The organism is Poseidonibacter sp. (genome assembly GCF_041821165.1).
Taxonomy (GTDB): domain Bacteria; phylum Campylobacterota; class Campylobacteria; order Campylobacterales; family Arcobacteraceae; genus Poseidonibacter.
This window is the reverse complement of sequence record NZ_JBGUES010000045.1, coordinates 1-14,480: the sequence shown is the minus strand read 5'-3', so window position 1 is coordinate 14,480 and position 14,480 is coordinate 1. Positions and strand designations below refer to the sequence as shown.

The window sequence follows — 14,480 nt, the reverse complement described above, 5'->3', positions numbered from 1 at the left end:
CATCTTTGCCTCTTGTAATGATAAGTGCAACACAAAATAGTGATTTAAAAATCAAATTATATAAAAATGGTGTTAATGATATTATTTCTAAACCATTTTTAAAAGATGAATTAAAAGCCAAAATATTAAATATTTTCTCAAATAAAAAACAAATAGAAGAGATTAATAGTTTTAATAAAATATTTGATGAAAATATTATCTCATCTTCAACTGATACAAAAGGAATTATTAAATCTGTTTCAAATGCATTTTGTGAAATATCAGGATATTCAAAAAATGAATTAATTGGACAAAACCATAGTATAGTAAAAGATCCAGAGATGCCAAAATCAATCTATAAAGAGTTATGGACAACTATACAAAAAGGTAAAATCTGGAAAGGCGAAATAAGAAACCTTAGAAAAGATGGTTCAAACTATTGGGTTAGTGCTGTAATAGAACCTGTTTTTGATAAAGACAATAAAATTTCAAGTTATTATGCAATAAGACAAGATATTACTGATAAAAAAAGAATTTATGAATTATCAATAACTGATGGTTTAACTACTTTATTTAATAGAAGACATTTTAATGATATTGCAGAATCAGTTATTGATAAAACAATTAGAAACAATAATGTATTTGCATTTTTATTATTAGATGTTGATAACTTTAAAAAATATAATGATACTTATGGACATCAAGAAGGTGATAATGTTTTAATATCAATAGCAACTTCACTAAAAAAATCATTTAAAAGAAGTAATGATATTATATTTAGATTAGGTGGGGAAGAGTTTGGTGTTTTAATTAGTGCTAAAACACAAGATGATATATTAAAATTAGCAGAAACAGCTAGAAAAGACATTCAAGACTTACAAATAGAACACTCAAAAAATGAACCATCACTTGTAATAACAGCTTCTTTTGGAATTGCAATAATTAATAATAAAAATTCTAATACGCAAGATTTAGATTATATTTATAAAAAGGCTGATGATTGTTTATATGAAGCTAAAGAAAGTGGTCGAAATAGAGTGCAAACACTAGAATTATAAGCATTTAGATAAATAAATAAGTATCATTTAAGTACAGACTGCATAGAATATATCAACTTATAAGAAGGATATATATTGGAAGCTAATTACGATAAAATTATTGTACTTATAATTGTACTTATTGCTGCAATTTCAACATGGAAAATGGTAAAAGATTTTTATATTACAAAACTACATAAGGTTTTTGCTCACTTAATTGCTGTAGCTACATCATCTTTTATGCTTTTATCTACAATGTTTTTATTTATGCCTAAAAATTACCAAAGAGGCGCTGGACCTGATGTAGAATTAAGTTTTATGTCTGTATTTACTGTATTTGTAATGGTTGCTGTTTTATACGTATTTTTTAAGTATGCACCACAAAAAAAATAAAAAATAGACTTTTCTAGTCTATTTTTCTCTTATTAATACTACTCTTTAAATTTATTTTCTCTTCAAAGCTAAAGTAAAATTCAAAATCTTATCTTATTTTATGCAACTAAGTTGCAATTAAACTTTTTAATACTAAAATATTATTTGAATTTTAAACTACTATAATGATAATTAGAATCAATATAAGTTAATTTTAAAGAATTTTCTATTATTATTTCGCAAATTAAGATTTTAATTAAATTATTTAAACAAGGATATATAAATGAAAAAACAATTAAGTATTATTACAAGTGCAATCGTATTATCAACAAGTACAGTATATGCAGATTCTTATTCAGTAGAAGAAGCTTTTAAAAATGGACAAGTATCAGGAGATATTTCTGCGCATTATCAAAAAACTGATAAAAAAGGAGAAAAAGATTCAGGTTTTTCTGCTGCAACTATTGGTTTAAATTATAAAACTGATTCAATTAATGGTTTTGCTTTAGAAGCTGGTTTTAGAGCTAATCATGAATTAACAGAAGAAGAAAATGGTGATTATAAAGGTGATTTTGCAAATAATTCACTAATGACATTAGCTAATATTTCATATTCAAATGAAATGCTAACTGTAATTGCAGGTAGACAAGAAATTGATTTAGAATGGATTGGTGATTATAATGAAGCAATCGTTGCTGCACTTACACCAAGTGAGAATATAACAGTGGTTGCTGCATACTCAACAAGACAAGCTGCAGCTGGTGTTGATGAAAGTACTGATTTTGAAGATATTACAAATGATGGAGCTTATGTACTTGATGCAAAATATGAAGCAGTAGAAGGTCTTGTTATTAATCCATATTTTTATTCTGCTAAAGATGCTGTTGATTTTTATGGTTTAAAAGCTGATTTTGATTCTGATGTATTTGGATTAACTGCACATTATGCAAAAAGTTCAACTGATAAAATATTAAAAGATGAAGATGGAAATCATATTGAAGATGGTTCAGTTAAACATTTTGAAGCAAGAACATCATTAGTTGGTGTAGATTTGGCACTTGGATATATTAATACAAATAAAAAAGGTATTGGTGCAATGGATTCATTTGGTGATAATATTGATCCAACTGAAGAATTAGGTGCTTATGATTATGAAGATACATACTATGGAGCTATTGCTTATAATATTGCTGATATTGAATTATCTGCATTATATGCACAAGGTGAAAAAACATCTATAAAAGATAAAGAGATAACTTTAGGTGCAGGATATTCATTTACTGATAATTTATCTGCTGAACTTCTATATACTAACTTATCTTTAGAATCTAAAAAAGATTATTCTAAATTAGCTGCTACTGTTTCTTACGCATTTTAATCTTAAATTTAATACTCTTTTTTTTAAAGGCAAAGAAGTTTTTCTTCTTTGCCTTTTTTTATGTCTATAAATTCTTTTATTTATTGATAATCACTATCACTATTAATAAAGATTTAAGATTTCATCCACTATTATACTAATAATGATTATCAATAAGGATATTAAATGAAAAATGAATTTAATTTAAATAATAAAAAAGATTTGATTACACCAACTGGGTGTACTTGCTAAAAAGGAAAGAAATATGAGTATATTGATTATTGGAGGAGATAATATTTCACATATATCTTCTATGCTAAAAGACCTAGGTGCAAAAAGTATTAACCACTGGGATGCTAGAAAAAAGTCTTCTGCTCCTAGAAAAAAAGTACCTTCTAGTACAGACTGTATTGTAATGTTAACTTCTTTTTTAAATCATAATACTATGCTTAAATACAAAAATGAAGCTAAGAAAAAGAATATTCCTTTTGTTTGTGCAAAAAGATCTATTTCTTGTGTTTATTCTGAATATATTAAAATTATGGGTATTTCAAATTGTCAAGATTGTTATGCCAACTGTGAGATGAAAAAATGAATACAAATATAAATTTTATTGGCTTTAATGAAGAGAAAGAGTTTTTGTGCAAAGATTTTGATACATTTAATTCAGAAGTAAAACTAAGACAAATGTTTTTAAATCTAAGTAATAATATTTTAAAACCAGTTTGTAATTTTACAAGATATGAACAAAGAAACTTAGCAAAAAATAGTTTGAAAAATGCATTTATTTACAAAATAAATCAAATGTTACCATTTAGCTATTTGAAAAAACATGTTAATAATTTCTCTTTTAATTTATGTATTAATTCTACAAAAATTATAAATAATTATTTAAATAAAGAAAAGAAAAATATGTTTTTTGTTTCAAATACAAAGCTACTTCCAGCAGCAAAACTTATTTTACATTGTTATATTAATAATAATATTCAAGTACTTATTGATAAGCATTTATTATTCCATGAATTTGTACTTTATAAAGTAAAAAGAATGCATAAAGATAAAGAGGTAATTGATTTAGGAGATTCTATTTCAATTAAGGCAAAAGATATTTGTTCACTTAAAATTTATACTTCATGGAAAAGTATAAATACAAAAAAATTAAATATCAAAGATGAACTAAATAGTGCAATAAAATGCATAAAAGAAAAAGAGTTTAATCAAGTATATTTAGCTTATCCAAAATATGAGGGATTTACAAAACATATTCCTATTGTTGTAGATGAGTTAAAAAATAAACAGTATCAAATAAAAGCAATACCTTATTCATTAAGGTCAATTATAAGAAATAAATAGAGGAAACAAACATGGCAACAGCTATATTTTACGCAAGTAGTACAGGAAATTCAGAAGAAATTGCAAATAAAATTGCTCAAGAGTTAGGAGAAGTTGAAGTATTTGATATTTCATCTACTAATATTGAAGAAATTAATAAATATGACAAACTTATTATTGGTGGTTCTACATGGGGTGAAGGTGAATTAAATGATGACTGGGATGAAGCTTGGGATTCATTTAAATCTTTGGATTTATCAAATAAAACTATCGCCTTATTTGGCTTAGGAGATCAAGAAAGTTATAGTGATGAATTTTGTAATGCCTTAGGTATTATGTATGAACATATTAGTTCAACAAATGCAAATATTATAGGTTTTACATCAAGTGAAGGTTATAATCATGATGATTCAAAAGCTGAAATAGATGGGAAGTTTGTTGGATTAGTAATTGATGAAGATAATCAAGATGATTTAACTGATGAAAGAATAAAATTATGGGTTGAAGAAATAAAATCTGATATTTTATAAAAAGAAATATATTAAGAGTTACGCTCTTAATATATTATTGACAATCTGCACAAGTACCATATAATTGCATTGAATGGCTTGTAATTACAAAATGATTCTCTTCTGCAATTCTATCTTGTCTTTTTTCAATCTCTGCATCTACAAACTCAACTATCTTTCCACATTTTGTACAAATCAAGTGATCATGATGAGATTTAGAGTTACTTTCGTATTTTTTTCCATCTGTACCAAATGTAATAGAAGTAATTAAATCAATTTCTTCTAAAAAGCTAAGTGCTCTATAAACAGTAGCTATTCCGATATTTGATTCTGGATATTGAGTTTTTATTTTATTATATACTTCTTCTGCGCTTAAATGGTCAGTTGCATGAATTAAAATAGAAAGAACAATTTCTCTTTGTTCTGTATACTTAAGACCTTTTTGTTTAACAATTTTTTTTAGTTCGTCGATAACATCTTCGCTATTAATCATAAAAATATGCCCTTAATAATTGTGAAATTTAGGGTAGTATATCTAAAGTTTACAAAAAGTTCAAATAGTAATTTTTTTCTTCTAATAATAAAGTTTCACTATTTTTACTTTAATAATTTTAAATAAACTGAAATTTATTGACTTATATCAAGAAATAAAAAGAACATTTTCATTATAATAATCATTATCGATTCAAAGAAGGAAACATATATGACTCTTGATAAATTAAATATCAAAGAATCTGCGATTATTAAACAAATAGATTGTGATAGTGTATTAAAAAATAGATTTTATTCTTTTGGAATAGTAAAAGGCTCAACAATTTCAGTTGTTGGTATTACGCTTGCAAAAAGTACAATAGAAATAAAAATTAATAACTCAAAAATTGCATTAAGAATTTCAGAAGCTGCAAAAATAGAAGTAGAAAAATGTTAGTAAAAGATTTTAAAGAAATAAAAAAAATAAAAGTTGCATTAGTAGGACAGCCAAATGTTGGTAAGTCAATGCTTATTAACTCTATTTCAAACTCAAGATTAAGAGTTGGAAATTTTTCAGGTGTAACAGTTGCAAAAGAAGAAGTGCTTTTTAACTATAAAGGTTATGAAATTGAAATTACGGATTTACCTGGGTCTTATTCTTTAAATGATTATACACAAGAAGAAAAAGTTACAAAAGAGTTTTTAGATAATTCACCTTATGATATTATTTTAAATGTATTGGATTCTACAAATCTAGAAAGAAACTTATATCTTACATCAGAATTATTAGCTTTAGATAAGAAAATGATTGTTGTTTTAAATATGATTGATGAAGCAATAAATGAATCAATACAAATAGATGAAATACAATTAAGTAAACTTCTTGGAAAGCCAACAATTAAAACAAGTGCTGCTAAAAAAATTGGTTTAGAAAATGTATTAGAATCAATTGTTCAAAAATTTAATGATGAAAAACTTCCTACAAAACTAATTTTTTCAGATGTAATTGAAGAAGAGATATCAAATATTACAAAGTTGTTTGAAGAAACAGGTTTTAAAACTAATTATACATATAGACAGTTAGCAATTAAGCTTTTAAAAGAAGATAAACAAACTTATAAAACATTTCATGATGAACCAATATGGATACAATTACAACCTTTATTAAATAATGCTTTTGAGCATTTTCATATTCATTACAATACAAAAAATATTGATGATATTTTTAATGATGAAAAATTTGCTTTTGCAAAAGGTCTTGTAACAGAAGTTGTTAAACAAAAGAAAATAAGTGCAAAAACTATTACTGATAAAATAGATTCATTTTTAATTCATAAACTTTTTGGTTTACCAATTTTTCTTTTTTTAATGTGGGGATTATTTCAATTAACATTTGAAATTGGAAATATTCCAATGGATATGATTGATGCATTTTTTGCAAGTTTAATTGATTCTACAAAACAAATTTTAGGAGATAATCAATTATCTTCAATTATAGGTGATGGTGCAATTGCTGGTGTGGGAGCTGTTATTTTATTTGTTCCCAATATTGTAATACTATTTTTTGGAATTGCCCTACTTGAAACAACTGGATATATGAGTAGAGTTGCATTTTTACTTGATGGTTTTTTTCATAAATTTGGACTACATGGAAAATCATTTATTCCATTAGTTTCAGGTTTTGGATGTTCTGTTCCTGCATATATGGCAGCTAGAACTCTAAAAAATGAAAGAGATAGACTACTTACTTTATTTATTATTGGATTTATGTCATGTGGTGCTAGACTTCCTATTTATGTTCTATTTACTGGTGCATTTTTTGGTGAAGAAAATGCTGGAAATATTCTATTTTTAATATATATTTCAGGTGCGATATTAGGCTTATTTGCTGCAAAGATTTTAAAAGTTGTTGTATTTAAAAGTGAAGATGAACCATTTGTAATGGAAATGCCAAAATATAGGATGCCTTCATTTAAACTAATTTGGCATACAGTTTCAAATCAAGCATTGATGTACTTAAAAAAAGCGGGAACATATATTTTAGTAGCATCTTTACTTATTTGGTTTGCTTCAAATTATCCTAAATATCCTCTTATGGAAGAGCAATATGCAGTAAAAATTGAACAAGCACAAAGTGATGAAGAAGCAAGTTTCTTAGAGAGTGAGCTTTCATTATATAATTTAGAAAATTCATACTTAGGTAAAGTTGGTAAATTTACTCAGCCAGTATTTGAACCTCTTGGATTTGATTGGAAAATGGCAGTTGCCTTAGAAACAGGACTTGCTGCAAAAGAAATTGTAGTATCAACTCTTGGTATTTTATATGGATTAGGTGAAGATAATGATGAAAATTCTCAAAGCTTAATTGAAAAAATTAAAAACAATATTCCATTAGCATCAGCAGTTTCATTTATTATATTTGTAATGATTTATTTACCTTGTTTAGCAGCATCAATGGTATTTGCAAGAGAAGCAGGAGGATGGAAATATCTAGCTTATTTATTTGTATTTACAACAGGAACAGCTTGGATATTCTCATTTATAGGATACACAATTACAAGTTTCATTATCACATAAGATTTTTATCTTATGTGATTTAAAACTCTAGTTTAATTCAAATTGAGTTGTATACTCTTTAGAATCTACAATAGCTTTAAAAGTCCACTCACCAAGAGCTCTACCTTCAATAAATCTAAAGTCATAAATAGAACCATGACCTGAAGGAACTATCATATCTCTAGTTCTTGAAATATCACCTTCTGGATTAATCCACTGTAAAGTAACATTTTGATCATCAGTACTTCTAACTGCTTCAAATTTACATATAATTGAATTCTTGTCTTTTAAGATAAGGCAATCAACTTTTGCTTCTTCATTTATTTCATCTGTTTGGATATCATTAGCACAAGCAACTGATATACTTAACATAAAAAGTACTAAATACTTAATCATTCTTTTCTTCACCTTCATCTATTTTTGTGTATTTTAATATCATATGTTTTATTGGAGCATAAAATGTTGTCATAGATACTATTGCTATTATTAGTTGTGCCATTTTAAATAAAGAACTATTTTCATTTAAAATTAATAAAACTCCATAATAACTTATAAGTAGTGAAAGTATAGCACATATTATTATACTTATTATTACAACTAAATTATAATTCATATTTATCCCATATTGTTTCTTCAAATAAGTTAGGTCTATTTACTAAAATTTCAAAAGGCTGGTATGCTTCTTTATATCCCATTGAATAATGATCTTTTATCCAATAACCTAAATAAATATAAGGAATATTCAACTCTTTTGCTATTTTTATCTGTGCTAAAATAGAAAATTTTCCAATTGATAAATCACTATAATCATGGTCATAATAACAATAAATTGAAGAAATAGAGTTTGGTAAAATATCTACTAAAGCAACACCAATTAACTTATTATCTTTCATATATAAAAGCTCTTTTGCATACTCTTCTTTTGATTCTACATAAGATTTTTTATAATCATCTGGCTCTATTGCAGAATAAGGCCATCCTTTTTTATCATTCATAAATTTATGATATTTATCATATAAAGATAAATGCTCAAGAGTCATTGATGGTGGTCTTATATAAAGTTTAGTATCTTTATTTTTATTTATTACTCTTTTTTCTGATTTTGAAAATTTATAATTTTTTACATCAATTCTCATTGAGATACATTTTGTACAAGTTTTACACTCTGGTACAAAATGCATTTTCCCAAATCTTCTCCAACCTCTCTCTAACATAGCTTGGTATTGTGAAGTTGAACATGAGTGCATATATTTATATCTCATATCTGAAGATTGTTCGCTAAAATATGAACACTCCCTATCCTCTTCTAAAAATTCAATATCTCTATTTAAAATATGCATAATTATTCGTTAATTTTTTCTTTTATCTCTTTTGCAAGAGATGATATTTTTTTAATTTTTTCATTATTTGATAAAGAATCATCAATTATATGTTTTACAAATGCACTACCAACAATAACACCATCAACACCTTTTACCTTATCTTTACAAGTGTTTTCATCAACACCAAAACCTATATATAAAGGTGTATTAGTATATTTTCTAACATTTTGAATAATTGAAGTTAAATCTTCTTTTTGACCACTTCCTGTAATACCAGCGTAAGCTACCATATAAATAAATTTTTGGCTATTTGAAACTACTTTTTTAATTCTATTTTCATTATGTGTTGGTGCAACAAAAGAGATATTTGAAATATTATATTTATTGTATAAAGGTAATAAATCTTCTGCCATTTCAAAAGGAACATCAGGAATAATTGTTCCATTTATTCCAAACTCTTGTGCTTTTTTCAAAAAGTTTTCTATTCCATATTTATAAAATGGATTCATATATCCCATCCATAAAGTATCCATTTGTGGTGCTATTTTTGAAGATACTTCAAAAAGATCTGTAAGTTTAAAACCATTATTTAATGCAATTAAATTTGCTTTTTCAATAACAGGACCATCTGCAACTGGATCTGAAAAAGGAATTCCTAATTCAAGCGTATCAACACCTGCTTCTTTAATGCTTAATGCTAAATCTACTGTAAAGTTATTATCTGGAATTGACGCAGTGATATAACCAACTAATTTTTTATCACTATTTTCAATATTGTTTTGTTTCATCAAAAAAATCCTAATATGTTATATAAAGTTTCTATTTTATCTAAATTTTTCTTGATATTTAAATTATAAAAACAAATATAAGCTTGTATAGTTATAAAATAAAATTTATTTCGATATAATCAGGATTAAATATTAAATAATTTTAGGGAAAAAGATACATGAGTATAATCATTAATGATTTTGAAAAAATGAACATAACAAAAATAAAAAAAGCAAAAAATAATAAAAAATTAACAGTTATTACAGCCTATGATGCACTATTTGCAAAACTTTTTGAAGAAATGGCAGATATGATTTTAGTAGGTGATAGTTTAAATATGAGTTTTGCAGGAAAACCTGATACTTTATCAGCAACTTTAGAGCAAATGATTTATCATACAAATGCAGTTTGTACAGGAGCACCTAAAGCTTTTGTTATATTAGATATGCCTTTTGGAACATATATAAATAAAGATGAAGCACTTTTAAATGCAGTAAAAGTTTATCAACAAACAAATGCAGCAGCTGTAAAAGTTGAAGGTGGAGAAGATAGAGCAGATATTATAGAACATTTAACATCAAATTCAATTGCTGTAATGGGTCATATTGGACTTATGCCACAATATGTAAGAAGTGAAGGTGGATATAAAGTTAGAGGAAAAACAAAAGAAGATGCAGAACAATTAATAAAAGATGCCTTAGCTGTTGAAAAAGCAGGAGCATTTGCACTTGTTGTTGAAGGTGTTATGAGTGATGTTGCAAAACAAATTACTGATGCTGTAAATATTCCAGTTATTGGAATTGGAGCAGGAAATGTAACAGATGGACAAGTTTTAGTTTGGTCTGATATGTTAGGTTTCTTTGAAAGCTTTAAACCAAAATTTGTAAGACATTATTTAGATGGTGCGCAACTTGTAAAAAATGCTGTTAATCAATATAGAAGTGATGTTCAAGATGCAAGTTTTCCATCTAAAGAGGAAGAATACTAAAATATGGAAAGAGTAGTAGAAGTTGAATCAGTATCTTTTGAAGAAGATAATACAGAAGTAAGTCTTCGTCCATCTTCTTGGGATGATTACATTGGCCAAGAAAAAATAAAAAGAAATTTAAAAGTATTTATTGAAGCTTCTAAAAAAAGAGAAGAAGCACTTGATCATATACTTTTTTATGGACCTCCAGGACTTGGAAAAACTACAATTTCTTATCTTATTTCTAATGAAATGAATACAAATATTAAAATTACAGCAGGTCCAATGATTGAAAAATCTGGCGATTTAGCTGCAATTTTAACAAATCTAGAAGAAGGTGATATTTTATTTATTGATGAAATACACAGACTTTCACCTGCTGTTGAAGAAATCTTATATCCTGCAATGGAAGATTATAGATTAGATATTATAATTGGTTCTGGTCCTGCTGCTCAAACTGTAAAAATTGATTTACCAAGATTTACTTTAATTGGAGCAACAACAAGAGCTGGTATGTTATCAAATCCTTTACGTGAAAGATTTGGTATGCATTTTAGAATGCAGTTTTATAATCATGATGAATTAGCAAAAATTATAGAAAAAGCTTCTATTAAATTAGATAAGTTTTGTGAAAAAGACTCAGCTTATGAAATATCAAGAAGAAGTAGAGGAACGCCAAGGGTTGCACTAAGACTTCTAAGACGAGTTAGAGATTTTGCTGAAGTTGAAGATGAAGATACAATTTATATCAAAAGATGTAAATTTGCACTTGATGAACTAGGAGTAAATGAAACTGGTTTTGATGAGATGGATATTAATCTACTTGAACTACTTATTTCTAATAAAGGTAAACCTATGGGATTATCTACTATGGCAGCTGCTTTAAGTGAAGATGAGGGAACAATTGAAGATGCAATTGAACCGTATTTATTAGCAAATGGTTATATAGAAAGAACAGCAAGAGGAAGAATTGCTAGTGTAAAAACGTATGAAATGTTTAGATTATCTTATCCAAATAGCGAAAAACTTGATAGCCAAGGAAATCTATTTTGAGACCAATTTACTTTTTAATTTTTATTGCTGCTATTACAATATTTTTTATGGTAGAGCTTTTTAATCCATTTTTAAAAGCTATGTTTGTTGCCCTACTTTTAGCGGTTGCAACAAACTCTTTAACCTCATTTATTGAATTAAGATTAAAAAGTAGAGCTATTTCAACAAGTATAATGACCTTTACTCTTGGAGCAATATTCTTTATACCTGTTATGTATTGTATTTTTTCATTTGCTAATTTTTTCAATCATATTGACCAACAAATATTAGTAAAAAGTTTTCAAAATGTAAAACTTTGGGTTGAAAATATTTCAGATGATTTTTTGTTTTTAAAACAACAATTAAATCAAATATTAGAAAAAATTGATTTTGCTCAAGTTGCTAAAAATATTTTATCAATTGGTGCATATTTAGGTAAAAACTCTGCATCATTTATGATTGATATGGTGATGATTTTAATATTTTTCTTCTTTTTTACGCTTTATGCAAAAGGTTTATCTACTTATATTAAAGATTTATTACCTATAAAAAAAGATGATTCTATTACTTTATTTTATGAATCATCAAATGTGATGACAGTAGTTTTATACTCTATTTTAGTTACTGCAATTTTTGAAGGTTTTTTATTTGGATTCTTTCTAACATTCTTTAGATACGATGGATTATTACTTGGAGTATTATATGGTTTTGCTTCACTAATTCCTGTTGTTGGAGGAATTATAATGTGGCTTCCTATTGTAATATATGAAGTTGTAACAGGCTCTATTTCTAATGCCATTGTTATTGCTGTTTATTCTATTTTAATGATTTCGATTTTTGCAGATACCTTTGCTAAACCTATAATTATTAAATATATTAATCAAAAAATAGTAAAAACACCTACAAATGTAAATGAAGTTTTTATATTCTTTTCTATTGTAGCTGGACTTTCAACATTTGGTTTTTGGGGAATGATTATTGGGCCTGCAATGGTGACATTTTTTATATCAATAATGCATTTAATTAAAAAGTATTCAGATGAAATAAAAGATGATATATTTTAAAATATATCATCTTTTCTAATTTTAGATATCTCCGCTTTCTCTTTCGCCTTGGAAAGTTGCAATACCATAATCTAAGTTTGTAACAGACTTATATCCTAAATCTAACATAATTCTTTGACAATAAGCACTTCTACTACCAGCGTGACAATAAACTACAACTGGTGTACTTTTTTGATCATCAATTCGCTCTAATGCTTGATAAAACGAAGTTGTTGGAATTAAATAATCAGTACCTTTAATTCTTGTACCTACCCATTCCATCCACTCTCTTGTATCAACTAAATTAAATTTAACAAAACCTAATTCTCTTGCTTCAAGAAGTGATTCTAACTCTTGAGAATTAATATCTTCTTTTTGTAATAATTGCTCACACTCTTCTTTTGTAAGACCTCTTGAATGAGTAGCAACTGCTTCATGTAAATCAATATCTTTTGCATTTTGTTCTGCAAATTGGGGTGTACAAAAAATTCCACAATGACAGTTCCCTTTTTCTGGAATTTCTGTTTGTAAAGCTGGTTTACATGGACATAATCTATTATCAGCAGCTTTTTGTTCTTCTTTTGTATCTCCAATAACCATAAAACATGGACAATATCTTTTTCCATAAATTATTTTATTTCTTGTAAGACCCATTTGAATTGATTCATTTACCTCATCTTCTGGGTTATAAGCAAATTTAAAATTTTCAATTACTTTATTTGTAAATTGTTTTGTAAGTTCAAACTCTATTTGAAATTCATCACTATTTGTATCTATTTTTTTAATCATATTATAAAATCCTATATTTATTTAAAAACATATGTTAGTATAATATTCATTAGTTTCATATAATTAATTTTTCTTATTAATTTTTAAACGTTCTTAAATATAAATTCTCAACTTTTGTTCTAGCCCATGGTGTTTTTCTAAGAAATTTCAAACTAGATTTTACAGAAGGATCACTATAAAAACATCTGATATTTATACGCTTAGATAATTCATCCCAACCAAACTCTTCTACAAGCTTTGTTATAATCATCTCTAATTTAATTCCATGCAAAGGATTATTTTCATTATTACCGCTCATTTTCTCTCTTTTATTAATCTATTTATCTTTTATTATAGCTAATTGTTTATACTCTTTTAATTAGAGTAAATTAATTCTTTTCTCTTAGTATCTTTGTATTAACAACTGCTATATCATTTAAAGAACTAAATAAATCACCAGTTAAATATTCAACTTCTTTTGCAACTTTTCTTAACTCTTCATTATTTACTTTTTGGGCATTTAAATCCATAAACTTTTGCATTATTATATGAAATTGTTCTTTTCTCTCTTTTAATTTTTTCCATTCTTTAGAATTAGTATATGCTTTATTCTGATTTTCACAATCTAATATCCATTTTCCTAATTGTGTATCTTTATTTTCTATTACACTTAATGTTTTATATGAATTTAAATCACTAAAGTATTTCTTTTTAAAGTTAATATTATTGTTTTTAAATTTTGATATTTTTTGAATTAAGTCAATATCATCAACCATATCATAATATTTATCAGTAATTACAGCTTTAGAAGTAATTCCAAGAAGTCTTGATGAAAGAGTAGCAACTTCATTAGATAAGTTTCCAATATCAGCTGATGTAGCTGCATTTTCTTGTGTCATTTTATCAAGTTCATTTACTGCATGATTTACTTGAATCATTCCTATTTCTTGCTCTTTTATTGCACTAC

The 14,480-nt window shown here is 26.2% G+C and carries 18 protein-coding genes and 1 pseudogene; 11 read left to right on the top strand and 8 right to left on the bottom strand.

Annotation, left to right across the window (positions count from 1 at the left end; genetic code table 11):
- The 6 genes from ACERKK_RS05540 to ACERKK_RS05515 form a co-directional block, all read left to right on the top strand.
- A partial coding sequence (locus ACERKK_RS05540) for a diguanylate cyclase (RefSeq protein ID WP_373772087.1) occupies window positions 1-1,037 on the top strand: 1,037 nt, incomplete at its 5' end.
- Between the two features lie 75 nt (window positions 1,038-1,112).
- On the top strand, window positions 1,113-1,409 hold the full coding sequence (locus tag ACERKK_RS05535) for a hypothetical protein (protein ID WP_373772086.1): 297 nt from the start codon (window positions 1,113-1,115) through the stop codon (window positions 1,407-1,409).
- Between the two features lie 262 nt (window positions 1,410-1,671).
- Window positions 1,672-2,766: an Opr family porin gene (locus ACERKK_RS05530; RefSeq protein ID WP_373772085.1), complete on the top strand. Its 1,095-nt coding sequence runs from the start codon at window positions 1,672-1,674 to the stop codon at window positions 2,764-2,766.
- A gap of 244 nt (window positions 2,767-3,010) precedes the next feature.
- Window positions 3,011-3,340: a DUF2325 domain-containing protein gene (locus ACERKK_RS05525; RefSeq protein ID WP_373772084.1), complete on the top strand. Its 330-nt coding sequence runs from the start codon at window positions 3,011-3,013 to the stop codon at window positions 3,338-3,340.
- Window positions 3,337-4,098: a hypothetical protein gene (locus ACERKK_RS05520; RefSeq protein WP_373772083.1), complete on the top strand. Its 762-nt coding sequence runs from the start codon at window positions 3,337-3,339 to the stop codon at window positions 4,096-4,098. Before ACERKK_RS05525 ends, ACERKK_RS05520 begins: the two co-directional genes overlap by 4 nt.
- 11 nt (window positions 4,099-4,109) lie before the next feature.
- Window positions 4,110-4,607 carry a flavodoxin gene (locus ACERKK_RS05515; protein WP_373772082.1) on the top strand — a complete coding sequence of 166 codons (498 nt, stop codon included), beginning with the start codon at window positions 4,110-4,112 and terminating at the stop codon, window positions 4,605-4,607.
- 34 nt (window positions 4,608-4,641) lie between these two features.
- Here ACERKK_RS05515 and ACERKK_RS05510 read toward each other — a convergent pair whose 3' ends face one another.
- Window positions 4,642-5,079, bottom strand: a complete 438-nt coding sequence (locus ACERKK_RS05510; RefSeq protein ID WP_373772081.1) for a Fur family transcriptional regulator — start codon at window positions 5,077-5,079, stop codon at window positions 4,642-4,644.
- A 210-nt stretch (window positions 5,080-5,289) separates the two neighbouring features.
- Here ACERKK_RS05510 and ACERKK_RS05505 point away from each other — a divergent pair, with 210 nt between their 5' ends.
- Window positions 5,290-5,514: a ferrous iron transport protein A gene (locus tag ACERKK_RS05505; RefSeq protein WP_373772080.1), complete on the top strand. Its 225-nt coding sequence runs from the start codon at window positions 5,290-5,292 to the stop codon at window positions 5,512-5,514.
- Window positions 5,508-7,634, top strand: coding sequence for a ferrous iron transport protein B (gene feoB, locus ACERKK_RS05500; RefSeq protein ID WP_373772079.1), 2,127 nt, complete (start codon window positions 5,508-5,510; stop codon window positions 7,632-7,634). Before ACERKK_RS05505 ends, feoB begins: the two co-directional genes overlap by 7 nt.
- Before the next feature lie 27 nt (window positions 7,635-7,661).
- On the opposite strand, the gene ACERKK_RS05495 is transcribed toward feoB, so the two are convergent.
- Genes ACERKK_RS05495 through trpA form a run of 4 tightly spaced genes read right to left on the bottom strand, consistent with a single transcriptional unit; the run spans window position 7,662 to window position 9,723 of the window.
- Window positions 7,662-8,009 (bottom strand): hypothetical protein, encoded by a 348-nt coding sequence (locus ACERKK_RS05495; protein WP_373772078.1) that lies wholly within the window; start codon window positions 8,007-8,009, stop codon window positions 7,662-7,664.
- Window positions 8,002-8,226 (bottom strand): hypothetical protein, encoded by a 225-nt coding sequence (locus tag ACERKK_RS05490; RefSeq protein ID WP_373772077.1) that lies wholly within the window; start codon window positions 8,224-8,226, stop codon window positions 8,002-8,004. The genes ACERKK_RS05495 and ACERKK_RS05490 overlap by 8 nt, the downstream gene beginning before the upstream one ends.
- A complete protein-coding gene (locus ACERKK_RS05485; protein ID WP_373772076.1) occupies window positions 8,216-8,953 on the bottom strand; it encodes an arginyltransferase in 738 nt (245 codons plus the stop codon). The genes ACERKK_RS05490 and ACERKK_RS05485 overlap by 11 nt, the downstream gene beginning before the upstream one ends.
- 2 nt (window positions 8,954-8,955) lie before the next feature.
- Window positions 8,956-9,723: a tryptophan synthase subunit alpha gene (gene trpA, locus ACERKK_RS05480; RefSeq protein ID WP_373772075.1), complete on the bottom strand. Its 768-nt coding sequence runs from the start codon at window positions 9,721-9,723 to the stop codon at window positions 8,956-8,958.
- Between the two features lie 158 nt (window positions 9,724-9,881).
- Between trpA and panB the strand changes: the two genes are divergently transcribed.
- From panB to ACERKK_RS05465, 3 genes are read left to right on the top strand one after another with little or no spacing between them, the layout of a single operon-like run.
- Window positions 9,882-10,691, top strand: coding sequence for a 3-methyl-2-oxobutanoate hydroxymethyltransferase (gene panB / locus ACERKK_RS05475; RefSeq protein ID WP_373772074.1), 810 nt, complete (start codon window positions 9,882-9,884; stop codon window positions 10,689-10,691).
- A gap of 3 nt (window positions 10,692-10,694) precedes the next feature.
- The gene (ruvB, locus tag ACERKK_RS05470; RefSeq protein ID WP_373772073.1) at window positions 10,695-11,723 is read left to right on the top strand and encodes a Holliday junction branch migration DNA helicase RuvB; all 1,029 of its coding nucleotides are present in this window, start codon (window positions 10,695-10,697) and stop codon (window positions 11,721-11,723) included.
- Window positions 11,720-12,766: an AI-2E family transporter gene (locus tag ACERKK_RS05465; RefSeq protein WP_373772072.1), complete on the top strand. Its 1,047-nt coding sequence runs from the start codon at window positions 11,720-11,722 to the stop codon at window positions 12,764-12,766. Before ruvB ends, ACERKK_RS05465 begins: the two co-directional genes overlap by 4 nt.
- Window positions 12,767-12,787: 21 nt before the next feature.
- Here ACERKK_RS05465 and ACERKK_RS05460 read toward each other — a convergent pair whose 3' ends face one another.
- The 3 genes and pseudogenes from ACERKK_RS05460 to ACERKK_RS05450 all read right to left on the bottom strand — a co-directional run.
- Window positions 12,788-13,534: a ferredoxin-thioredoxin reductase catalytic domain-containing protein gene (locus ACERKK_RS05460; RefSeq protein WP_373772071.1), complete on the bottom strand. Its 747-nt coding sequence runs from the start codon at window positions 13,532-13,534 to the stop codon at window positions 12,788-12,790.
- 76 nt (window positions 13,535-13,610) lie between these two features.
- Window positions 13,611-13,832, bottom strand: coding sequence for a VF530 family DNA-binding protein (locus ACERKK_RS05455; protein ID WP_373772070.1), 222 nt, complete (start codon window positions 13,830-13,832; stop codon window positions 13,611-13,613).
- Window positions 13,833-13,902: 70 nt separating this feature from the next.
- Window positions 13,903-14,480, bottom strand: a pseudogene (locus tag ACERKK_RS05450) (hypothetical protein); the annotation flags it as partial.